This is a genomic window from Micromonospora sp. WMMD967, assembly GCF_029626165.1.
Classification (GTDB): domain Bacteria; phylum Actinomycetota; class Actinomycetes; order Mycobacteriales; family Micromonosporaceae; genus Micromonospora; species Micromonospora taraxaci.
The window spans coordinates 589,843-610,990 of the sequence record NZ_JARUBK010000001.1 but is presented as its reverse complement, the minus strand read 5'-3'; the positions used below and the strand labels follow the sequence as shown (position 1 = coordinate 610,990).

Sequence of the window (21,148 nt, the reverse complement as noted above, 5' to 3'; positions counted from 1 at the left end):
ATGACCGCTGGGCAGCAGCCGTCGGTGGTGCAGAACTCGGGCCAGGTCCTGCCCGCCGGCCACGAACCGGCGAACCTTGGCGACATCCTGGAGCGGGTGCTCGACCGCGGCATCGTGATCGCCGGCGACATCCGGGTGAGCCTGCTCGACATCGAGCTGCTGACGCTGAAGCTGCGGCTGGTCATCGCGTCGGTCGACACCGCCCGGCAGATCGGCATCGACTGGTGGGAGCACGACCCGTGGCTCAGTTCCCGGGCCCGGCCGCCGGTGGAGCCGGGGCCCCGTGACCCGGAGGAGGTCGAGGCGGAACGCCGGCCCCGGGTGGAGGCCCGGGCTCGACTCCGGGACGCCGAGCGGGAGGAGTGGGATGAGTTCGACGCGTGAGACGCAGGCCCCGGTGACCGGCGCCTGGTTGCACGGTGTGGTCCGGGACGTCGACCCGAGGGTGCTTGCGGAGATCACCGGGATGGACGGTGGCCCGGTGCGCGGGGTGCCCGCCGCCGACCTCGTGGCCGTGGTCAGCGCGGCCCCACTGGACGAGTACGGCGAAGAACCGCTGCGTCACCACCTGGAGGACCTTGCCTGGCTGGAGCGGGCGGCGCGGGCGCACCACGGCGTCGTCGAGGCGCTGGCCCGGCGGGGGGCGGTGGTGCCGGCCCGCCTCGCCACAGTGCACAGCGACGACAGCAGGGTAGCCGGATCACTGGTCGAGTGCGCTGCCGAGCTGCTCGCCACGTTGGACCGTCTCACCGGGCGCGCCGAGTTGGGCGTCAAGGGTTACCTGGTGCCGGGTGCGGTGGTCCGGGCCGGTGGATCCGACGGTCCCGGCGGGGTGGGGACCGCGTACCTGCGTCGGCGTCGGGCCCAGCTGACCGCCCGCGACGAGGGCCAGCAGGCCGCGATCACGGCGGCGGACGCGGTGCACACCGCCCTCGGTGAGCTGGCCGTCGCCGACCGGCGGCACGCACCGCAGGACCGGCGACTCTCCGGGGCGGCGACCGCGATGGTGCTCAACGGCGCGTACCTGGTGGATCGTTCGGCCCTGCCCCGCTTCACCGGGCTGGTCGCCACGTTGGGCGACCGGCATCCGGGGATCCGGCTGGAGCTGACCGGGCCGTGGCCGGCGTACTCCTTCGTCGCGGAACGGCCCGAGCCGGCTCACGCCGTCCGGGAGGCGCGGTGACGACCGCGCTCGCGCCGAGCAGCGCGGACGACCCGCTGGCCTATCGGCCGGTCGCCCTGGTGGATCTGCTCGACCGGGTGCTCGCCACCGGTGTGGTGATCAGCGGAGACATCACCCTGGCGATCGCCGAGGTGGACCTCGTCCGGATCTCGTTGCGCGCTCTTGTCGCCTCGGTCGGAGCGTTGACGCCGGTGGTGGACGCCGAACCGGCGGCGGGCTCCGGATGACCGGGCGGGACGACGCCGCCGAGCTGGCCGCCGCACTGGGTGCCGAGTCGTGGCGACCGCCCCGGGTCACCCCGCTGGACCGCCGGATCGCTGTGGACCGCGACTCGGTCGAACGAGGGCTGGCGAGCCTGGTGCTCACGATCGTCGAGTTGCTGCGACAACTCATGGAGCGGCAGGCGTTGCGCCGGGTTGACCTCGGCGACCTCACCGAGGAGCAGGTGGAGCGGATCGGGGTGACGCTGATGGCGCTGGAGGAGCAGATGGTCGGCCTGCGCGAGCACTTCGGTCTGGCCCCGGAGGACCTGAATCTGGACCTCGGTCCGCTCGGTCCGCTCCTGCCCACCGACTGAGCCGCCGGTCGGCGGCGACCGGGATGGCCGCCGCCGACCGTCAGGGGTCAGGCCGGTACGCGGACGATGTCGTAGTCGGTGCTCGGCGTGGACTCCACGTCGAAGCGGCCGTTGACCACGTACAACGCGGAGCCGAGCAGGTCGCCGGTGGCCGGGGACCGCAGCTGCGGCCCGGTGATCTCCCGCTGCACCACCCCGGAGTTGTACGAGCCGTTCAGTCGCACCACGGCGATGACGTTGGACAGGTTGCGGATCACGTGCAGGGTGCGCCCCCGCAGCACCAGCCCGTCGGCCCGGTCCACCGAGTAGCCGCCGAGGTCGAAGACACCGCTGCCGCCGGTACGCGGGTCGACGCGGACCAGTTGCCCGGTCAGCATCTGCGCGACCAGCAGGTCTCCGTTTGGCAGCGCCACGATCCCGTTGTTGAACGCGTCCGGCGTCGCCCCCGGGCCGGCGAGCGGCAATACCCGGAACGCGGTGGGATCCGGCAGACGACCGCTCGGGCCCAGCGGCACCACGTACAGCACCGGGCGTACGGAGTCGGTGAAGTAGACCGCCCGTTCGGTGATCACCATGTCGTTGACCAGGGTGTTCGACCCGTCGTTGAACTGGTAGTGGGCCAGGCGGGCACCGGTGCGCGGGTCGTACACGCTGGCCCCGCCGGTGTAGAAGTCGGCGGTCCAGAGCCGGCCCCGCCGGTCGAGTTCGAGGCCCGCCTTGGGCTTACCCGGTGTGCCGGGGATCAGCACCGAACCGCGCCCGGTGCGGAGGTCACCCCGCCACACCGCGCCGTCAAGAACAGAGCCCACGTAGACGGCCGTGCCGTGGCCGATGGTCAACCCCTCGGGCGTGAAGCCGTCGGGCAGGGCGATCCGGGCCGGGAACGGCTTCGACGGGTGGGCGGCCGCCGACGCGCCGACAGTGGACACTGTCGCCGCCGCCAGCAGCGGGACGACGAGGAAGGAGATGAGTCTGTGCAAGGAGCACCGCCTGACGTCGGAGTGGACGACTCCACTCAGGAGCATGACGTTCTACGGACGTCTGGGGCGCGACGAAAGGTTGTGCTGGTCTGCTCACTCCCGGTCAGCGGCGTACGCCGCGAGCCAGGCCACCTGGGCCGGGTCCAGCGACGGGCGTACCCGTGCCCGCGCGGTCGCCACGTGCGCGGCGGTGACCGTCGCGGCGGCGAGCGACTCACGCATGGCGGCCAGCGCCGCCTCCCGCACCAGCGCGGCGCAGTCGGCGGCGGAGAAGCCGGTCAACTCGTCGCCGAGGCTCGACAGGTCCACGTCCGGGGCCAGCGGCACCTGGCGGGACGCGGCCCGCAGGATCTCCGCGCGGGCCGGCCCGTCCGGCGGCGGCACGTAGACCAGCCGCTCCAACCGGCCCGGCCGCAGCAGCGCCGGGTCGACCAGGTCCGGCCGGTTCGTCGCGCCGACCACCACCACGTTGCGCAGCGTCTCCACCCCGTCGAGTTCGGTGAGCAGCGCGGCGACGACCCGGTCCGTGGTGCCCCCGTCGGTGGCCTGCCCGCGTACCGGGGCCAGCGCGTCCACCTCGTCCAGGAAGATCAGGGTCGGGGCCGCCTCCCGGGCCCGGCGGAACAGTTCCCGGACCGCGCGCTCGCTCTCGCCGACCCACTTGGAGAGCAGTTCGGCGCCCTTCACCGACAGCACGTTGGCCCGCCCCGACCCGGCCAGGGCGGTGACCAGGTACGTCTTGCCGCAGCCGGGTGGCCCGTAGAGCAGCACGCCACGCGGCGGTTGGACCCCGAGCCGGGCGAAGGTGTCCGGGTAGGTCAACGGCCACAACACCGACTCGGTGAGTGTCTGCTTGACCTCGTCCAGGCCACCCACGTCGTCGAGGGTCACCGACGCGAGGTCCAGGGTGGACGCGGCCATCGTGGTCGGCCGGACCACCTCCAGGGCGGCGGTGAAATCGGCCATCGACACCGTCGGTGTCTCGGCGGCCTTCTGTCGCAGCGCCGCGCGTACCCCGGCCTCCCGGACCAGCGCGGCCAGGTCCGCCGCGACGAACCCGGGGGTACGCGCGGCCACCTCGTCCAGCCGGACGTCGTCGGCCAGTGGCACCTGCCGGGTCAGCACGGTGAGCTGTTCGCGGCGTAGCGCCTGGTCGGGGAGCGGGACGCTGATCCGCAGCGACAACAGGTCCGGCGTGCGTAGCGCGCTGTCGACCGCCTCCGGTCGGCTGGTGGCGCAGACCACCGCGACGCCGGCCCGGACGCTCTCCACGAGCACCTGCCGGAACACCGTCGCCACCGGGCCGGGCTCGTCCGCCGGTGCGAGCGCCTCGACGTCGCTGACCAGCAGCACCGCGGGGCCGCCGGCGCGGGCAGCTGTCGCCGCGGCGCGCAGTCGATCGGCGGCGGCCTGGTTGGCCAGCGCTGCCACCTCCGGTGCCCAGATCGGGTGGACACGGGCACCGACCCGGGCGGCGACAGCCCGGACCAGCGCCGACTTTCCGGAGCCCGCCGGGCCGACGAGCAGCACCCCCAGGGAGATGGTGGTGCCCAGCCGGCCCAGTACCTCCCGGTGGTGGAAACCGAGGTCGAGCAGTTCGGTCAGCTCCTCGGCCTGGGCCCGCAGCCCGGGTAGCTCGTCCACGTCCGGGGCGTCGTCGTCGGCCGGGGCCGTGTCGGCCGTTGTGCGCGGCTCGGGCGGCGCTGTCCCGACCGGGCCGGGCCCGTGCGTGGTCGCACCGTGCTCCCAGGTGACCGCCGTGTTCATGGTGACCAGAGCGCCGGCGGCCGGCTCGACCGTGACCACTGTCAGCAGGGTGCTGGTCCAGGCGAAACCGACGGTGTTGGCGAGGCTGCGACGAGCCGCCTCGACCAGGCCGCGCACCGACGCGTCCGGCAGCACGTCCTGCGGCAACAGCGACACGTCGTCACCGGCGGTGAGCACCTTGCCCAGCAGGGCGAGCCGGAGCATCTCCGGGCTCACCGCCGCCACCACCCCCGCCGGACCGGCCAGGACGACCCGACCCGCCGGGGTCAGCGGCACCGGGCTGACCCGCACCTGACCGCCGTCGCGTAGGCCCAGGTTGCCCAGGATCAGGTCGTCGGCGTACAGCAGGGCGCTGCTCGCGCCCGGAGCAGCCGCCGCCACGATCCCGGCCGTCTCCCGGCGGCCGGCGAGACGGACCGGGTCACCGGGACGCAGGCCCAGCGCGGTCATCGCCTCCGGGTGCAGCCGCACGATGCCCCGTCGGGCGTCCAGCGCGGCCGGCCGTAGGCTCGCCGTCAAGGTCAGGTCGGGTTGCGCCACCGCCCGACCGTAGCGGTCGTCAGCCACCTCCGCCGGTCAGCGCCGCGGATCCAACTCGTCCAACAACGACGGGTCCCGCCGGATCAGCTCGGCCAGCCGGGCCGCCGGGTCCGGCGTCAACCCGACCGGTCCGGGAGCCCAGGCGGGCACCGTCCGGCCGGACAGCGGCCACGTCGGTGGAGGTTCCACCGGGGCCGCCGCGGGCACCGGCCCGACAGTGACGTCCGACCCGTCCCAGGACACCCGCAACGGGTACGTCCGCCCGTCGTGTTCCACGTGCACGGTCACCACCAGCCCCGGGTGGGCGCCGACGACCTGGCGTACCGCCTCGGCCACCTCCTCGACCGGACCCCACCCGGTCGTGTCGCCCGAGGGATCGGCCCCCGCGTGGCGGGGGTCGTGCCGGCCCGGCCGGGCGTTGCCGCGCCCGAGAACCGGCTGACCCGACGGCGGTGTGGTGTCGTCCTGGTCGTTGACCCGTCGGCGCTGCGCCTCCTCGCGCCGGGCCAGTCGGGCCAGCGTCTCGTCGAGGTCACCCCTCACCGCATCACTCCTTCCCGCCACGGCCGGAGCCGGTCGGCTCAGGCCCTCCGGTCCCGCGTGGCCCGGTCCAGCGCACGGTCCAGGACGACCAGCAGGGCGTCCCGCACCGAGAGCCGGTCCCGGGCGTCGAACTGCACCAGGGGCACGTGGTCGCCGATGGCCAGCGCCCAACGGATCTCGCCGAGCTCCAGGGCCAGCCGCCCGTCGAAGGCGTTGACCCCGACCACGAACGGCAGTCCGGCCCTCTCGAAGAAGTCGATCGCCGGGAAGCAGTCGTCCAGCCGGGAGCTGTCCACCACCACCAGCGCACCCAGCGCCCCCCGCGCCAGGTCGTCCCACATGAAACCGAACCGGGACTGCCCCGGCGTGCCGAACAGGTAGAGCTTGAGACTGCGGTCGATGGTCACACAACCGAAATCCATCGCCACTGTGGTGGTCGTCTTGGTCGACCGGGCACCCGGGTCGTCCACGCCGATCCCGGCGGTGGTCATCTCGGCCTCGGTGGTGAGGGGTGCGATCTCGGAAATCGCGCCGACCGTGGTGGTCTTGCCCACCCCGAAGCCCCCGGCGACCAGGATCTTGACCGGGATCGGCGGCGCGGCCGGCTTACCGACCGGCGGCGTCGGCAGCCCACCCGACGAGGGCTGGTAGGGCGGCGGTGGCGCGGTCGGAGGCGGGCCGGCACGCCCGACTATCGGCCCGGTGCCCGGTGACATGCCGTACCGGGCGGCGGCGCTGTTCGCGGAGGCCCCGCCCAGCGGGGCGACCGGCCATTCAGGAGATCGCACGGAGTCCATCAATCACTCGCAGGATGAGATTGGGATCGAGGGCGTCGTCGCTGTCGGAGACGTGCACGTCCAGGTGCCCGGACGCCCGTAGGTCACCGACCAGGACCCGCGTCACACCGAAGTGCAACCGGGTCCGGGCCGAGATCTCGGCCACCGAGATCGGCTCGGCGCAGAGCGCGATGATCGCCTGGATCTCCGGTGCCATCACCGCGTCCGGTGGGCCGGACCACCAGCCGCTGTCCATCCGGACGGTCACCTGGGTCTCCAGCCCGATCGCCGGGTCCCCGCCCGTCACCCGCCCGGAGGTGAGCACGAACGGACGCGGACCTGCCGGCCCGCCACCGCCCACCCCCGGCTCGGGCAGCGCCGGTGCCGCCGCGCCCTCCCCCGCAGGAGACGGCGTGCGCAGGTACGGGCGGATCCGGACCCGGGGGTCCGGGTCCGCGTCCTCGCCGGCGACCTCCGGGGTCACTGCTGGACGGCGTTCTTCAACTCGACGATCAGACGCGGGGTCAGGGCACCGCCGGCCCGCCCGGCGAAGAGCGTCATCTCGTACGCGACGGTGCCCAGGGTCGCCGACCGGTCGGCGACCACCCCGAGCACGGAACCGCTGCTGATCGCGCTGATCAGCAGGTAGCCGTCGGCCATGTCGACGATCACCCGGTTCAGGCCGCCGAGCGCGTACCAGCTGGCTGCCCCACCGGCCAGGCTGGTCATCCCGGACACGACAGCCGCCAACCGTTCCGCGTTGGACCGGTCCTTGATCGCCGACATGGCCATCAGCAGGCCGTCCGAGGAGACCGCGATCGCCTCCAGGACCCCGGCTGTGCTGGAAGTGAAGGAATCAAGCAGCCAGTTGAACGTACGGGCCTCCGGGCTGAGGTCCCCACTGGCGGCGGGCTGGCTCTGGTGCTCGACGTTGTCGTGCAGGAAGGGGCTGGTCACCGTGATGATCCTTCTTCGTTCCGGTGGTCTGGGCTGACTTCGCGCAGAGCGCGGGCAACGCCCGCCTCGAACTCGCTGATGAGGTTCCGGACCTCGGCCGGGTCACCGAGGTGTGTGCTGGGCGGCTGGCACGCCGGGACGACAGTTAGGTTCGCCCCCGGCACCCGTCGGCTCAGCCGGGGCCGATCCGGAGCGCCGTCCGACGGGCCACCGTTGCCGGCCACCGCCGGGCCGGCGCCGCCCGGTGTGCTCGGCAGGTCGACCGTCGCGCCCAGGTCGGCCACGGTCGCCTCGACACCGGCCGACCTGATACCGGTCGCCTCGGCTCGGCGTACACCGGCTTGGAACGCCTCGACCAACGCGCGGGCCGCGGCGGGGTCCGCCCCGGTGGCGTCCACCGGCCGGGTCGGCGCGGTGGAGGCGCCCAGGCTGGCCCCGGGCACCCGCTGCCGGATCCGCGGCCCGGTCGGCGCGGGCGACGGTTCCGGCGTCGCCGGCGTGGGGGGCGCGGCCTGCTCGGGCTGGCTGTGGCCGAACGCGTTCCAGGACGGGCCGGCCTCCAGGCTGCGGGTGGCCCGGCTGAGGAGGTCCGAGTCGAATCGGGCCGGCGCGGCGACGGCCGCCGCGAGAGAGCGGGCGTCCTGCTCGGTCTCCGCCGCCGCCGTACGCCGGTCTCGTTCCGGCACGGTGGCCCGGGCCACGGCAGCTCCGGCCCGGTCGGCGCGGCGCAGCACCAGTGACGTCGACGGGATCTCCAGGTGTGCGGTCACCCCACCGCCTCCGGTGGCGGCCAGACCCACCTCCCAGCCGTGCCGACGGGCCAGCCGACCGACCACGAAGAGACCGAGCACCTCGGTGGGGGCCAGGTCGAGCCGTTCCCGGCGGGTGAACCGGGCGTTCTCCTCGGCCAGCCGTTGTTCGCTCATGCCGATGCCGTGGTCGACCACTGTGATCCGCGCGCCGAGGCCGGCCGCCTCGGCGGTCACCAGCACCCGGGTGTGCGGCGGCGAGAAGACTGTGGCGTTCTCCATCAGCTCGGCCAACGCGAGGATGAGGTCGCCGACCACCGCCGGCGCGGCCGAGATGCCCGCCGGCACCCGCACCTCGACCCGGGTGTAGTCCTCGATCTCGCCCAGCGCCAACCGGACCAGGTCGGCCAGTGGCACCGGCGCGGTATGGCCGTCGGCCCCGGCTGCGCCGGAGAGCACCACCAGGCTGCCGGCGTTGCGGCGCAGCCGGCTGGAGATGTGGTCGAGACGGTACAGGTGCTCCAGCCGACCCGGGTCGGCCTCCTGCTGCTCCAGCCTGTCGATCAGCGCGATCTGCCGGCCCACCAGGTTCTGGGTGCGCCGCCCGACGTGACCGAACATCTGCGCCACGTTGCGACGGCCGGCGACCTGCCGCTCGACCAGCCGCGCCGCGGTGTTCTGCACCCGGTCGAAGGCCCGCGCCAGGTCGCCGATCTCGTCGTTGGCCCGGATGTCCACCGGTTCCAACCGGACCGGTTGTGGGCTCTCCGACTCGTCGTCGGTGACCCGGACCAGCTCGGCCTCGGCGACCCGGGCGACCCGGTCGGCGGAGCTGGTGAGGCGGGTCAACGGTCGCGCCACCGTCCGCGCGACCGCCACACTGAGCAGCACCACCAGCGTCAGGATCAACGCCGCCGCGGCACCGACCAGGTACGCGGCGGTGAGCGCCCGCCGCTGCTCGGCGGTCGCCTCGGCGAGGACGTCGGCGACCAGCTTCTTCTCGACGAACTGGCCGAGCCGGATCATCGTGCGGACGGCCGGGAAGAGCACCTCCATCGGCACGGGGCGGACCGCGGCGGCCGGGTCCCGGGCGCTGGTGACCAGGAAGTCCGGGCTGGTACGAGCGGCCACAGCCGCGTCGTTGAGCTGGGCCACAGCGAGTTGTTCGGGCGTGATCAGACTGCGGAAGCGTGCGTTGTCGACCTGGAGCGCGGCGATGCACGCCACGTAACCGGCGACGGTGTCCGGGGTGCCGGCGGCCTTGACGAGCAGACTCAACGTGGCGCAGGCGGCCAGGCCCTCGTCGGACCGGAGCAGCCCGTCGAGAGCGAGCACCTGACGACCGGGCAACGTGTCGGTGTCCACACCGAACACCAGCCGCAGGGACTCGATGATCCCCGTGTTGATCGGGCGAAACGCCTCCATCACCTGACCGGGGTTCGCGGCCCGGGTCAGCACGGCGGCCCGCAGGTCGACGAGGCTGGACACCCGGTCCAGGGCGCTGTCCACCCGGTCGGTCAACGCTTCGTTGCGACCGGCTCTCAGGTCGGCCACCCGGTCGTCCACGTCGGCGGACTTGCGGACCAGCTCGCTCCGTTCCACCCGACCGAGCAGGTAACCGATGGAGAGGATGCGTTCCTGCTGCAGCTCCTGGACCAGGCTGCCGACCCGGCTGGCGAGTCGTACCCGTTCGGCGGTGTCGCCGGCCCGCTGCGCTGCGGCGACCCGGTCGAGCATGACCGGCACGGCGAGTCCGACCATGCTGAGCAGCGGGATCACCACGAGCAGGGCGAGCTTGCCGCGGATGCGGAGCCTACCGAGCAGCATCGAACGCCCCCCACTGTGCGGTCTCCGGTTCCCGGACGACGCCGGCGGGTTGCAGGCCGCGGGGCTCGCTGACCGCTGGTTGCCACGGGTCGTCGCGCATCGGAGTGTCCGGGCTGTCGGTGTGGCCGGCGGCGAGGGCGGCCCGGCGTCTTGCCCGGGCCGCGGCGTTGACCAGCAGCGCGGCGAGCCAGCCCAGCAACAGCACAGCCACCACCCCCGCTGCGACGGTCGACCAGCGGTCCCGGTCCAGCTCGTCGATGCGCTCGACCAGCAGGGCGTCGAGTTCGGCGAGGATGACCGGCTGCAGTTGACGCGCCGAGCGGTGCGTGTTGAGCGCGGCGGCTGCCAACTGGGTCTGGTCGACGACACCCGTGCCCTTCGCCGGGGTCGAGTAGGCGGCCAGCGCCTCCACCGAGCGCTGGTAGGTGTCGAGCGGGGTCAGCACGTTCGCGCCGAGGTCGGTGCTCTCCGAGCCGTCCACGGCGGAGCGCAGGTTGTCGACGAGGTCGCCGGCGGGTGCCAGTGCGGCCACCCGCAGGCCGCTCAGCTCCATCAGGCCCCGGGCCTGTTCGGCGGCGGGTCGACGGGAGATCAGCGCACTCAGGTCGGCGAGTCGACCGGCGGCCACCACCGCCTCGGGCAGTTCCTGGCCGGCGCTGTCCTGGAGGAAGAAGGAGTCGGCCACGGGGTCCCGGACCAGTCCGGAGCTCTCCCGGACCTTGCGGTGCAGGGCCAGCAGGAGATCGGAGACCTCCCCGTACGCCGTGTACGCGGACTCCGGGTCGGCGGCGCTGCGTCCGCGCAGTGCCTCCAGCTTGGCCCGTACGCCGGCCCAGCGTTCCTGGCTGAGCAGTTCGACGCCGATGCGGGCGTCCACCTCGGCGGCCTTCTCGACCGCCCGGTCCAACGCCTCGCGGGCGACCGGGCGGCCGTTGACGGTGGCGGACTGGGCCTCGACCAGGGCGTCGGTGACTCCGGCCAGAGCGGTGAGGTACTCCACGCCGAGCCGTTCGCGGGCTGCCAGGGTCCGGTCGTCACTGGTCTGCTGCCAGGCGAACGTGACGAGCAGCCCCACCGGCGCGAGTAGTGCCCCGATGAGCAGCAGGGGCAGCAGACGGCCCATGGTGGACGGCCGTCGACGGGCCCGCGGCGCGGGGACTGTCATGTGTTGTCTCCTCCGGCGTGGGCGCGGATCGGTGCGGTCCCGGGTAGCCGAACAGTCCCGTGCACCGGACCGGAAAACTAATCGAACCCCCCACTCGTCAGGCCTCGGTCGCCGAGTCAGGTTCGCGTCACTTCTAGCGATGTCACCATTTGTCCGCGTCTTGGGCACGCTCTGTTGCGTCGATGGGTGTGACATGGAGGGATCGGTATAGATATCCGGGAAAAGATCGGAATTCACGGAATCCGAAGTCAACTCACTGGGCCGCGTCGGACGTTGCGCGCTCGCACCCCCGTCCGCCACCGATCGGGGCAACCGGACGGACGTACGGCGGATCTCAGCCAACGCTCAGGCTGTGGGCCGTACCGTGTGCCGCATGACACCGCCGTCGCCGGCCGCGTGGTTCCGGCGTGCCCTGCCCACCCGCCGTCGCGCGATCGCCGCAGCGGTGGTCGTCGTGCTCCTGGCCGCCGCCGTGACCTGGGCCGTGTGGCCGCAGGGGTCGGGCGTACGCACCGAGAGCGCGATGCTCACCGTCCGCTCCGGACCCGCCGGCGACCAGCCGGTGGACCTGGACACGACCTTCTACCTGCCGGACGACGCCTCGTCGGGTCGGAAGGTGCCGGCGGTGCTGTTGGCGCACGGGTTCGGCGGTACGAAGGACTCGGTGCGCTCCGACGCGGAGGAGTTCGCCGGGCGCGGCTACGCGGTGCTCACCTGGACCGCGCGGGGCTTCGGCCGCAGCGGCGGCGAGATCCACCTGGACAACCCGGACTACGAGGTGCGGGACGCCCAGCGGCTGCTGGACTGGTTGGCAGCTCGGCCGGAGGTGCGCACCAACGCCGCCGGTGACCCGCAGGTGGGGGTGGTCGGCGGCTCGTACGGCGGCGGGTTGGCGCTGCTGCTGGCCGCCCAGGACACCCGGGTCGACGCGATCGTCCCGATGATCACGTGGAACGACCTGTCCCGGGCGTTCCTGCCGGAGAGCACCGGCGGGGCACCGACCGAGGGCGTGTTCAAGAAGGGCTGGGCCGGCCTCTTCTTCGGTGGTGGGGGCAACGTGGGCTCCGGTCCGGCCGGGCTCTCCGGCGCGACCGCCGCCGCGCCGCAGGGCGCACCGGAGTCGGCCGGTCCGCCCAGCCCCGGGCCGGGCGCGGGCCCGGGTAACGGTCCCGGTGGCGTCCCGGCCGGTGCCGCCGACCCGTCCTGTGGTCGCTTCGCCGCCGACGTGTGCGCCGCGTACCTGCGGATCGCCACCACCGGTCGCGCCGACCAGGCCGCCGTGGACCTGCTGCGTCGGTCCAGCCCGGCGGGCGTACTGGACCGGATCAAGGCGCCCACCCTGCTGGTGCAGGGCGAGGCGGACACGCTCTTCCCCCTCGGCGAGGCCGACGCGAACGCGCGCGGTATCGCCGCCGCCGGCACCCCGGTCCGCGTCGCGTGGTTCACCGGCGGGCACGACGGTGGCAGTGGACCCCGCTCGGATGAGGACCGGGTGAAGTTCCTGACCGTCCAGTGGCTCGACCACTACGTCAAGGGTGAGGGCGACGCGCCCGGTGACGACTTCACCTGGTCCCGGATCGCCGGGTTCGACGCGCTCGACAGGGGTCTCGTCGCCACCGCCTTCCGCCGCGCCGACTACCCGGGCCTGACCGGCAACGCGCGCCGGGAGATCCCGGTCGCCGGTCCGGCCCAGCCGGTCGCGAACCCGCCCAACGGCAACCCGGCCGCCATCTCCTCGATCCCGTTCGCCGGCGGTCTCGCCTCGCTGCTGGACGGCGTCGCCGGCGACGTACCCGGCCAGCACGCCCGGTTCGAGTCGGCACCGCTGACCGAGGCGGTGGACGTCGCCGGCGCGCCGACCGTCACCGTGCGGGCCGCGTCGCCGACCGGCGAGGCGGTGCTCTTCGTCAAGCTCTACGACATCGACCCGGACGGCGCGGCCACCCTGCCGAACGGACTGGTCGCCCCGATCCGGCTCACCGGCCTGCCACAGCAGATGCAGGACGCCCGCCCGGTCACCGTGACGCTGCCCGCGATCGTCCGGCGGGTGGAGGCCGGCCACCGACTGCGCCTCGTGGTGGCCACCTCCGACCAGGCGTACACCACGCCCGCGCAACCGACCGTCTACACGGTGGCGGCGGACGGCGCGGTCACCGTGCCCACGGTCAGCGGCGAACCGATCCCCACCGCCGCGACGTTCTGGCGCTGGGTGCTCGCCGGCCTGCTCGCCGCCATCGCGGTCGGGCTCGTCGTGGTCGTCGCAGTGGTCCGCCGCCGACACCGTCGCCAGGACCGCTCGGTGCATCCGGAGTACGCGGACACCCCGCTGGCCGTGCGCGCACTGCGCAAGGAGTACGCGGACGGCTTCGTCGCCGTGTCGAACGTGGACTTCGAGGTGCACCCGGGTCAGGTGGTGGGTCTGCTCGGGCCGAACGGCGCCGGCAAGACGACCACCCTGCGGGTGTTGATGGGGCTGACCCAGCCGACCGCCGGCGAGATCTACGTCTTCGGTCGCCGGCTGGTCCCCGGCTCGCCGGTGCTGTCGAGGATCGGCGCGCTGGTCGAGGGCCCTGGCTTCCTGCCGCACCTGTCGGGTCTGGAGAACCTGAAGGCGTACTGGCGAGCCACCGGGCGGCCGTGGGAGGACGCGCAGTTCGACGCGGCGTTGGAGATCGCCGGCCTGGGCGACTCGGTGCACCGGAAGATCAAGAACTACAGCCACGGCATGCGTCAGCGCCTGGCCATCGCCCAGGCCATGCTCGGCCTCCCCGAGTTGCTGGTGCTGGACGAGCCCACCGACGGGCTCGACCCGCCGCAGATCGCCGAGATGCGCCGGGTGCTCCAGCGCTACGCCACGGACGGCCGGGCGGTGCTGGTCTCCAGCCACCTGTTGGCCGAGGTCGAGCAGACCTGCACGCACGCGGTGGTGGTGAACAAGGGTCGGATCGTGGCGTCCGGGCCGGTGGAGGAGATCGTGGGCGAGTCGCCGAGCGTGTTGTTCGACGTCAGCGACCGGGTGGCGGCGCGGGCGGTGCTGGACCGGCTGCACGGCGTCCGGGTGCTGCCGGAGAGCGACGGCCAGTTGGTGGTCGACACCAACGGCACGGCCCGCAGCGAGGTGGTGGCCGAGCTGGTTCGCGCCGGCATCGGGGTGGACCGGGTGGTGCCCCGGCGCCGCCTGGAGGACGCGTTCCTCGCCCTGGTGGGCGAGAACTCTCGGGGAAGCGGTGACCGGTGATGGTTGTTTCGGAAGCGGGCGAGGCCCGCGGTTACCGGGCGTCGGCCACCATGCCCTTCGCGGCGGAGTTCCGCCGGCAGGCGTCCCGGCGGCGTACCCAGTTGGCGCTCGGCTTCATGGTGCTCCTGCCGCTGATCATCCTGATCGCCTTCCAGTTCGACTCGGGCGACGACGACAACGGCCGCAACGAGTTCTCCAGCCTGGTCGAGTTGGCCACCTCGGGCGGCCTCAACTTCACCCTGTTCTCGATCTTCGTGTCGGCGTCGTTCCTGCTGGTGGTCGTCGTCGCGCTGTTCTGCGGGGACACGGTGGCCAGCGAGGCGAGCTGGGGGAGCCTGCGCTACCTGCTGGCGGTCCCGGTGCCCCGGGCCCGGCTGCTGACGGTGAAGCTGGTGGTCGCGCTCGCGTACTCGGGACTGGCCCTGCTGTTGTTGGCCGGCACCGCGCTGCTGGTCGGGACCCTGCGGTACGGCTGGTCGCCGCTGCGCAGCACCGTCGCCGCCGAGCTGGAACCCACCGAGGGGCTGCTCCGGTTGCTGGCGGTGCTCGGCTACCTGGCTGTCGTACTCCTGGTGGTGGCCGGGCTGGCGTTCCTGCTGTCGGTGACCACTGACGCCGCGTTGGGCGCGGTGGGTGGGGCGGTGCTGCTGTGGATCCTGTCCAGCATCCTGGACCAGATCACCGCCCTGGGCGCGGTACGCGACTTCCTACCCACCCACTTCAGCACGGCCTGGCTGGGGTTGCTGTCGACCCCGGTGCAGACCGACGACGTGGTACGAGGCTGCGTCTCGGCGATCAGCTACGCGACGCTGTTCTGGGGGCTGGCGTTCTGGCGCTTCACCCGCAAGGACATCACGTCGTAGCCGGGTCGGCCTTCTTCCAGGCGCTGACGCCGATCCGGCCGGTGTTGCCGAGGTCGACCGGTCCGTCCGGGTCGACCTCGGCGGCCGGTTGCCCGGCGGCGGGCGCGACGGTCAGGTACTTCCCGTTCGTGGCGACCACCGTCGAGTCGGTGACGAGGTTGCGCCAGAGCATCACGGCGGTGGCCCGCTCTCCGGGGGCGAGGGGCACCGGCCGGGCCGGCTGGTCGAAGCCCGAGGTGATCTCCCTGGCACCGTTGACCACGCGCACCATGACCGGCTCGCGCTGGTCGTCGAACACGTGCAGGACCGGGTACCCGTTGAGCTGGTAGGGGCGGTCGCCGCAGTTGACCAGCTCAAGGCCGAGGGCGCGCAGGCCCATCGCGGCGTCCGACCCGGTGGACCGGATCCGGACGCCGGAGGCCGGGCACTCGGCCAGCGGCTCGATGCTGGCCGACGGGGTGGGGCTCGACACGGTCGGCGGCGGGCCCGTCGGGTCTCCGCCCTGGCCGCGATGGTCGCCGGGGGTGCAGGCGGCGAGCGCGAGAGGCACCGCGGCCGCTGCGCCGAACCGTCGCCATGCTGCCGTGCAGCAGAAGATCATTTGTCGATCCTCACCCATCGAGGTGTCCCACCGCTGCCCGGCCCTCGCAGCAGCGTTGGTGCAGACCTGCCGTCGGGTGGTCGGAGCCTGTAGACCTGCCCCGGATCCGGGGCAGCGGCACCGCCCGTGGCCGGCTGGTGTGCCGTCCCGGTCCTGAATCGTTCAGGGCATCGCTCGCATGCTCACGCCTGCAGGGCTCGGGTGATCTCGGCGGCGTCGAACCGGGCGGGTTGGAAATCGGCGGCCGAGGCGAGTCCGAGCCATTCCAGTCGACCGCCGTGATGGGGGTGACCGGGATCGCCCAGCACCTCGACAAGTTCGGCGTAACCCCAGACGCCGCCGCAGTCGTCCGGAGGAGCCGCCCGCCGCCCGGCGGTGCATCGGGGGTACGCGATGGCCTGGCGAGGCAGCACCTTCTCCACGACGATCTCGTGCTCCCAGCCGTCGCCGAAGTCGTACGAGTACCTGAACCGGTCACCGACGCCGGACGCGACCTGCTCCAGCGTCACCGGGGCTTCGGCGCGGTAACCCAGTTCCCGGTCGGCGACCCCGAAGTCGCCGTACGCGGTCTCGAAGACGTGCAGGTGGGAGTCGTTCCAGCCGAACGCCACCTGAATGATGTGGTGAAGGGCGGCCAGGCTGGTGTCGGCGGGCAGTTCCAGGCGTCGCCAGATCGGCGGCTTCGCCCCGCGAAGGCCAATCTTGATCTGGTAGATCGGCGCGGGCGGCCCGGACTTCCTCCGCTTCGCCGGCAGCTTCGCGGGGCTGTCGGCCCGTCGCGGGCCACGGCTCTGGATCTGCTGCGCTGCCGCGACGAGCTGCGCCACGTCGTCCAACAGACTGAGAGCGGCCTGGCCGTCGTGGTGCCGGGCGGCTGGCCGGGTCGGTTCGGGCAACGTTCGGATCCAGGCACGCAGGAGCACGGCCAGCAGGTGGTAACCCGGCCCCTCCTCGTCCCCTTCCTCGAACTCGTCGGCCAGCTCGGCCGGGTCGGCCTCGCGGTCGTGGTCCGCGCGGGCGTCGAGGGCACGTTCGACCTGCCAGCGAAGTTCGGCCGGGTCCAGCGACTCCTCGGTGACTGTCACGCCCGCGCGGCGGCTGTTCTCCGCAAGCGAGCTGACGACCTCGTCCAGGACCTCGGCGGGAAACAACACCAGGTTCGCCGCAGCGTCACAGTCGAGATGGTCGATGTGGACCAGGAACCCGTACGAACGCCCGGCCCGGTCGAAGGTGCAGACGAGTACGGAGTTGCTGCCCGCCGGGTCGGCGAACCGTCGAGAGGTGCCGACCTGGAGCGTCTCGCGCACCTCGTCGGCCCAGCTCGGAGCGGGCACACCTGCCGTCATCAGACGCCGGGCGGCGTCGGCGGCGGCCGAGCCGCCGTGCACAGCATCGAGCGCGAGCAGCACCGCGAGAGATTCCGGGGTGGCGATCTCGGCCACGGCCGGCACGATGCCGGCGTCGAGCGCCTCGGCGAACCCGTCGCCGGCGAGGTCGCCGGCGGCCACGAACGAGGCGGCGAACAACTCCGCCTCAATGGGATCGTCCGTCTTGAGGAGGTCAGCGGCCCCGGCGACCAGGGTGTCGATGAGATCCTGCGGGTCGAAGTCCGCATTCGAGCACGCCGGGCAGTCGCACGGCTCCACGTTGACAGGCTCGGCAGGACGCACGACCCGCTGGCCGGACCGACTGGACGTGGCGCGTTTGCGACGACGGCTCACCGGGCTCATCCGAGCTTTCTACACTCTGCTTGGAGTCGATCGCCAACAACCCGCCGAGCGCCGTGTCACCGTGCCAGGCAGGGTCCGTCGTGGTCGGCCGGGCGTCCGCAGCGGCCGGTCCCGGCGAGCCTGGTGTCACACCAGACTCGGGTACGCAGGAACTGTCGGTCCTCCTCGCTGAGCGTCGTCTCGCCGAAGTCGATGGCGAGCACATGGCCGAGGGAATGGCGCAGCGCCATGGCCAGCGCCGCAGCGTCGTCGACCCGGTGCAGGGTGGTCGGCAGGTGGATGATCCAGTGCGGTTCGGTCACCGGGACCACCGGCTGTTCAGGGCTGTCGGGGCGTGCCGACAGTCGGTGTGCCGCGACTGCCACTGCCGCAGGGCCTGGCGGATGCGTTCACCCTCGGTGTGTGCGGTGGCGAGATCGCGGCTCAGCCGTTCCAGTTCGTCGGCGACAAGGGCGAGGTAGCCGTACACCTGGGTGGGGTCGACGCCGCGCCACCGGCGGACGTCGAAGGTGACGCCGCGGACGTGCTGGGGGAGCAGGCGCCCCCTGGCCTGGTAGATCACGGTGGACTGCCTTCCGTTCGATGTGGTTGCTGGGCGGCACCGGGGCGGGCGGGGTCGACCGGCACCCACCCCGGGCCTTCCGTCCCACGAAAGTCCGCGGGCAGGTTTCAGGCGGTGGCGGGCTCCGCGCTGGACAGCCCGCCGGTGTACGACGTGAGCGCGGTGACCGCAGCGGACAGGCTCTCGGTCATGAGCCCGAGCTGGTCGGCGGCCCGGTTCCACTGCCCGGCCGCCGTCTCGGTCGCCGGGTCGCTGGGCCGGTCGTGCGGGTCGGGGCCGAGGAGTTGCTGCCCGGCGGCCGTGATCCGGGCCGGGAGCGCACCGATGCGGGAGGCCGCACCGACCAACTGGTCTCGCACGGTGTCCAGGACCTCGACCAGAGCGCCGATGGTGGACCGATCCTGGTGGCCAGCGTCGGCGCGGAGCAGGTGGATGCCGTCGCTGAGCTGCCGCTCGGCGTCACCGGCCAGGTCGAGCGCGTCCTCACCGCTGCGCCGTGCCAGCCGGATCGCCGGGTGGGCGCAGCCAACGCCGGTCCGTTCCAGCAACACGGCGGCGGCGGCGACGGCGAGGTACGTCTCGCGCAACTCGGCCGTCACCCGCTCCACGGACCAGATTGCGCTCGCCTCCGGCACTTCCGTCTCGGTCTCTGAAGCGGTCACGTCAAACCTCCTGCTCAAAAGCTGTGAAGACGCCGGGGCGGCGCACAGGTGCCGCCCCGGCGAACCGGGCGTACCCGGGGGTGAGTCGCCCCTTGTTTTGCCGACGAGGGCCGCCTCGGCGTCAACATATGATGCCTAGTATCAGTAGTGCAACCCTTGAAATACCAAGAACTTGATGTCATAAGCGAAGAGTCGTCAGATGGTGGTGCCGACGAGGGAGCACCACCATGTCAGTCACGCCGTTCTACGAGCGCATCGCCACCGAGATTCGCGATCGGATCAAGTCGGGCGACCTGAAGCCTGGCGACAAGCTGCCGTCCATCTCTGAACTGTGCGCCCATTACGGGGTCTCTACCCAGGTCATCCGCTCGGCCATGCTGACGCTGCGTGCCGAGGGCCTGGTCGAGGGGCACCAGGGTCGCGGCGTCTTTGTACGAGATCGACCCGACGGCCAGCGGTAGATCTACTGGCTGGTTGGGAGTACCTCGCATGCCCTCGCCGCGAAGTTCGAGCCGTACTACCGGCGGATCATCGCCGACATCAGGAAGCGCATGCCGACGGCGAGTGGCCGCCAGGTCACAAGCTGCCCTCGGCCAAGGAGTTGGCGGATCTCTACGACGTGCGTAGCCAGTCGACGGTCCGGCAGGCCATCACGATCCTGATCGAGGGCTGGCGAGTCGTACGGCCAACAAGGATTCGGCCCGTTTGAAGCACTACATCAAGGGCAACGTCGTCGCGTTAGGTGGGGTCGCTGCTCGTCAACCCACCCACCCGGTCGATCATGGACTTGTGGTGGGTGACAAAGCGCCGGTACAACCTCAACCCGGGCACCACCACTTCATGATCGAGCCAGGGTCGCCACGGCAGCCGATCCCGGGGGTGCCCTCACGCCAGCCCCGCACTCCCCAGCCGGTGCAATCTTGCAGTTCCGGTTGTCGACGTATGGGGGAGCGCCTTCTTGTGTCGGGGCAAGAGGCGCACTACCGGTGGGCGAGGGCTGGTCAACCATCCGCGATCCCGGTTTGCCGTTGTTGTCATGCTTGCCTGTGGATCTGGCAAGGAAGCATCCGTCTGATCGACTCGGGTTTCATGAAGTCGGGGCTAAACGCGCGGCGACAGGCCCCGACTTCATGGAACCCAAGTCGGGCATGCCGCCAGCCCGGCACGGCCAGCGTGTGTCGGGGTTGACGGCCCGAGGTGCAATGCCGACCTCTGCCCTAACACAACAGCGTTGCCATTCAGGATCGAACACGATCTTGACTCGCGGCCCTTCCGCCCCAGATGTGGGGCAGCTCGACAGGTGCCATCCACACTGTGGGAGCGTGCCCACGTGATGCTCGCCGGTGCCGTTCCTGCATTGCTGCAGGTCACTGGCTTGGCGACCTCCGCGCGCTGCCAGGAGCGCTCGACGCGACACGCTCGACGGCGGTACATTCCGGCCGGGGACTTTCCCACTAGCAAGGAATTTATAAGCTTCGATACTTTCATGCCTCACATTGAAGAGATCTGTTTCCTTCGATGGAGGTACCCATGAACGTCACTCGGCTCGGCGGGCCGACCCTGTCCCTGTTCCGCATCGTGATCGGTCTGCTGTTCGCGCTGCATGGTCTGACTTCGGTCTTCGGGTTGTTCGGCGGCAACCCCATGACCGGCCAGGCGATACCGGTCGGCACCTGGCCCGGCTGGTGGGCCGCACTGATCCAGCTGGTGTGCGGCGCACTGGTGCTGGTCGGGCTGTTCACCCGACCCGCCGCAATCCTCGCGTCCGGCTCGATGGCGTACGCCTACTTCGTCGTGCACCAGCCGGACCACCTGCTGCCCCTACAGAACGGTGGCGAGCTGTCGGCCCTCTTCTGCTGGTCGTTCCTGCTGGTCGCCGCGCTCGGCTCCGGCCCGTGGGCGCTCGACTCACTGCTCTTCCGACGCCGCGCCGACGCTCCGCCGTCCTCGGTGGCCGAACCCAGTCCGGTGTCCGTCTGACCGCACCCGTTCCGCGCGTCGCCGGAGCCCCGACGAGGTGGTTCCGGCGACGCGCGCCGGTCAGGCCGGCGGGCGGGAGGTGAGGACCGCGTCCAGGAGACCGGGGTAGAGCTTGTCCACCTCGTCGCGGCGGAGCCGCACCAGGCGGCTGGTGCCGGCAGCGCGGGTGCGGGTCAGGCCCGCCTCGCGCAGCACCTTCAGGTGGTGGCTGCGGGTCGCCTTGGAGATGCCGAAGTCGAAGCTTCCGCAGGCGGCCTCGCCGCCCTCGGCGAGCGCACGGACGATCTGTAGCCGTACGTCGTCGGCGAGTGCGGCCAGCACGGCGGTGACCGGTACGGCGGACAGTTCGGGTTCGTGCGGCTCCATGTGACCAGTGTAACCGTTGTTCGACAATCCTCGAACAAGCTCCTAGGGTCGGTGTCGTTAGTTCGACGATACTCGAACATTG

The 21,148-nt window shown here is 72.1% G+C and carries 22 protein-coding genes; 8 read left to right on the top strand and 14 right to left on the bottom strand.

The window, feature by feature from the left end; genetic code table 11:
- The 4 genes from O7631_RS02935 to O7631_RS02920 are packed head-to-tail and all read left to right on the top strand — an operon-like array spanning position 1 to position 1,760.
- Complete coding sequence (locus tag O7631_RS02935) at positions 1–384, top strand: gas vesicle protein (RefSeq protein WP_278142902.1); 384 nt, start codon at positions 1–3, stop codon at positions 382–384.
- Positions 368–1,183 (top strand): GvpL/GvpF family gas vesicle protein, encoded by an 816-nt coding sequence (locus tag O7631_RS02930; protein WP_278142901.1) that lies wholly within the window; start codon positions 368–370, stop codon positions 1,181–1,183. The genes O7631_RS02935 and O7631_RS02930 overlap by 17 nt, the downstream gene beginning before the upstream one ends.
- On the top strand, positions 1,180–1,410 hold the full coding sequence (locus O7631_RS02925; protein ID WP_278142900.1) for a gas vesicle protein: 231 nt from the start codon (positions 1,180–1,182) through the stop codon (positions 1,408–1,410). Before O7631_RS02930 ends, O7631_RS02925 begins: the two co-directional genes overlap by 4 nt.
- Positions 1,407–1,760, top strand: a complete 354-nt coding sequence (locus O7631_RS02920; RefSeq protein WP_278142899.1) for a gas vesicle protein K — start codon at positions 1,407–1,409, stop codon at positions 1,758–1,760. The genes O7631_RS02925 and O7631_RS02920 overlap by 4 nt, the downstream gene beginning before the upstream one ends.
- Positions 1,761–1,807: 47 nt before the next feature.
- Here the strand turns inward: O7631_RS02920 and O7631_RS02915 are convergent, their stop codons facing one another.
- The 8 genes from O7631_RS02915 to O7631_RS02880 form a co-directional block, all read right to left on the bottom strand.
- Positions 1,808–2,740, bottom strand: a complete 933-nt coding sequence (locus O7631_RS02915; RefSeq protein WP_278142898.1) for a superoxide dismutase — start codon at positions 2,738–2,740, stop codon at positions 1,808–1,810.
- A gap of 93 nt (positions 2,741–2,833) precedes the next feature.
- A complete protein-coding gene (locus O7631_RS02910) occupies positions 2,834–5,047 on the bottom strand; it encodes an AAA family ATPase (RefSeq protein ID WP_278142897.1) in 2,214 nt (737 codons plus the stop codon).
- A gap of 36 nt (positions 5,048–5,083) precedes the next feature.
- Positions 5,084–5,590 carry a hypothetical protein gene (locus tag O7631_RS02905; protein ID WP_278142896.1) on the bottom strand — a complete coding sequence of 169 codons (507 nt, stop codon included), beginning with the start codon at positions 5,588–5,590 and terminating at the stop codon, positions 5,084–5,086.
- Positions 5,591–5,628: 38 nt separating this feature from the next.
- Complete coding sequence (locus O7631_RS02900) at positions 5,629–6,387, bottom strand: ATP/GTP-binding protein (protein ID WP_278142895.1); 759 nt, start codon at positions 6,385–6,387, stop codon at positions 5,629–5,631.
- On the bottom strand, positions 6,365–6,850 hold the full coding sequence (locus O7631_RS02895; RefSeq protein WP_278142894.1) for a DUF742 domain-containing protein: 486 nt from the start codon (positions 6,848–6,850) through the stop codon (positions 6,365–6,367). The genes O7631_RS02900 and O7631_RS02895 overlap by 23 nt, the downstream gene beginning before the upstream one ends.
- Positions 6,847–7,323 (bottom strand): roadblock/LC7 domain-containing protein, encoded by a 477-nt coding sequence (locus O7631_RS02890; protein ID WP_278142893.1) that lies wholly within the window; start codon positions 7,321–7,323, stop codon positions 6,847–6,849. The genes O7631_RS02895 and O7631_RS02890 overlap by 4 nt, the downstream gene beginning before the upstream one ends.
- Positions 7,320–9,899 carry a nitrate- and nitrite sensing domain-containing protein gene (locus tag O7631_RS02885; protein ID WP_278142892.1) on the bottom strand — a complete coding sequence of 860 codons (2,580 nt, stop codon included), beginning with the start codon at positions 9,897–9,899 and terminating at the stop codon, positions 7,320–7,322. The genes O7631_RS02890 and O7631_RS02885 overlap by 4 nt, the downstream gene beginning before the upstream one ends.
- On the bottom strand, positions 9,886–11,064 hold the full coding sequence (locus O7631_RS02880) for a hypothetical protein (protein WP_278142891.1): 1,179 nt from the start codon (positions 11,062–11,064) through the stop codon (positions 9,886–9,888). Before O7631_RS02880 ends, O7631_RS02885 begins: the two co-directional genes overlap by 14 nt.
- A 373-nt stretch (positions 11,065–11,437) precedes the next feature.
- On the opposite strand from O7631_RS02880, the gene O7631_RS02875 reads away from it, so the two are divergent.
- Together O7631_RS02875 and O7631_RS02870 are read left to right on the top strand one after the other, a co-directional pair.
- The gene (locus O7631_RS02875; protein WP_278142890.1) at positions 11,438–14,302 is read left to right on the top strand and encodes an alpha/beta fold hydrolase; all 2,865 of its coding nucleotides are present in this window, start codon (positions 11,438–11,440) and stop codon (positions 14,300–14,302) included.
- Complete coding sequence (locus O7631_RS02870) at positions 14,302–15,165, top strand: ABC transporter permease subunit (protein WP_278142889.1); 864 nt, start codon at positions 14,302–14,304, stop codon at positions 15,163–15,165. Before O7631_RS02875 ends, O7631_RS02870 begins: the two co-directional genes overlap by 1 nt.
- On the opposite strand, the gene O7631_RS02865 is transcribed toward O7631_RS02870, so the two are convergent.
- The 5 genes from O7631_RS02865 to O7631_RS02845 form a co-directional block, all read right to left on the bottom strand.
- Complete coding sequence (locus O7631_RS02865; protein ID WP_278142888.1) at positions 15,155–15,784, bottom strand: DUF4232 domain-containing protein; 630 nt, start codon at positions 15,782–15,784, stop codon at positions 15,155–15,157. The genes O7631_RS02870 and O7631_RS02865 overlap by 11 nt on opposite strands.
- A 164-nt stretch (positions 15,785–15,948) precedes the next feature.
- Positions 15,949–17,496, bottom strand: a complete 1,548-nt coding sequence (locus O7631_RS02860) for a plasmid pRiA4b ORF-3 family protein (protein WP_278142887.1) — start codon at positions 17,494–17,496, stop codon at positions 15,949–15,951.
- Positions 17,497–17,552: 56 nt separating this feature from the next.
- On the bottom strand, positions 17,553–17,807 hold the full coding sequence (locus O7631_RS02855; RefSeq protein ID WP_278142886.1) for a hypothetical protein: 255 nt from the start codon (positions 17,805–17,807) through the stop codon (positions 17,553–17,555).
- Positions 17,795–18,058, bottom strand: a complete 264-nt coding sequence (locus O7631_RS02850) for a hypothetical protein (protein WP_278142885.1) — start codon at positions 18,056–18,058, stop codon at positions 17,795–17,797. Before O7631_RS02850 ends, O7631_RS02855 begins: the two co-directional genes overlap by 13 nt.
- Positions 18,059–18,165: 107 nt before the next feature.
- Entirely contained in the window at positions 18,166–18,720 is a 555-nt protein-coding gene (locus O7631_RS02845; RefSeq protein WP_278142884.1) for a hypothetical protein, read from the bottom strand.
- 227 nt (positions 18,721–18,947) lie between these two features.
- Between O7631_RS02845 and O7631_RS02840 the strand changes: the two genes are divergently transcribed.
- Entirely contained in the window at positions 18,948–19,181 is a 234-nt protein-coding gene (locus O7631_RS02840) for a winged helix-turn-helix domain-containing protein (protein WP_278142883.1), read from the top strand.
- 1,069 nt (positions 19,182–20,250) lie between these two features.
- Positions 20,251–20,700 carry a DoxX family protein gene (locus tag O7631_RS02835; protein ID WP_278142882.1) on the top strand — a complete coding sequence of 150 codons (450 nt, stop codon included), beginning with the start codon at positions 20,251–20,253 and terminating at the stop codon, positions 20,698–20,700.
- Between the two features lie 60 nt (positions 20,701–20,760).
- Here O7631_RS02835 and O7631_RS02830 read toward each other — a convergent pair whose 3' ends face one another.
- Complete coding sequence (locus O7631_RS02830) at positions 20,761–21,066, bottom strand: metalloregulator ArsR/SmtB family transcription factor (RefSeq protein ID WP_088987382.1); 306 nt, start codon at positions 21,064–21,066, stop codon at positions 20,761–20,763.
- Positions 21,067–21,148 lie beyond the last annotated feature (82 nt).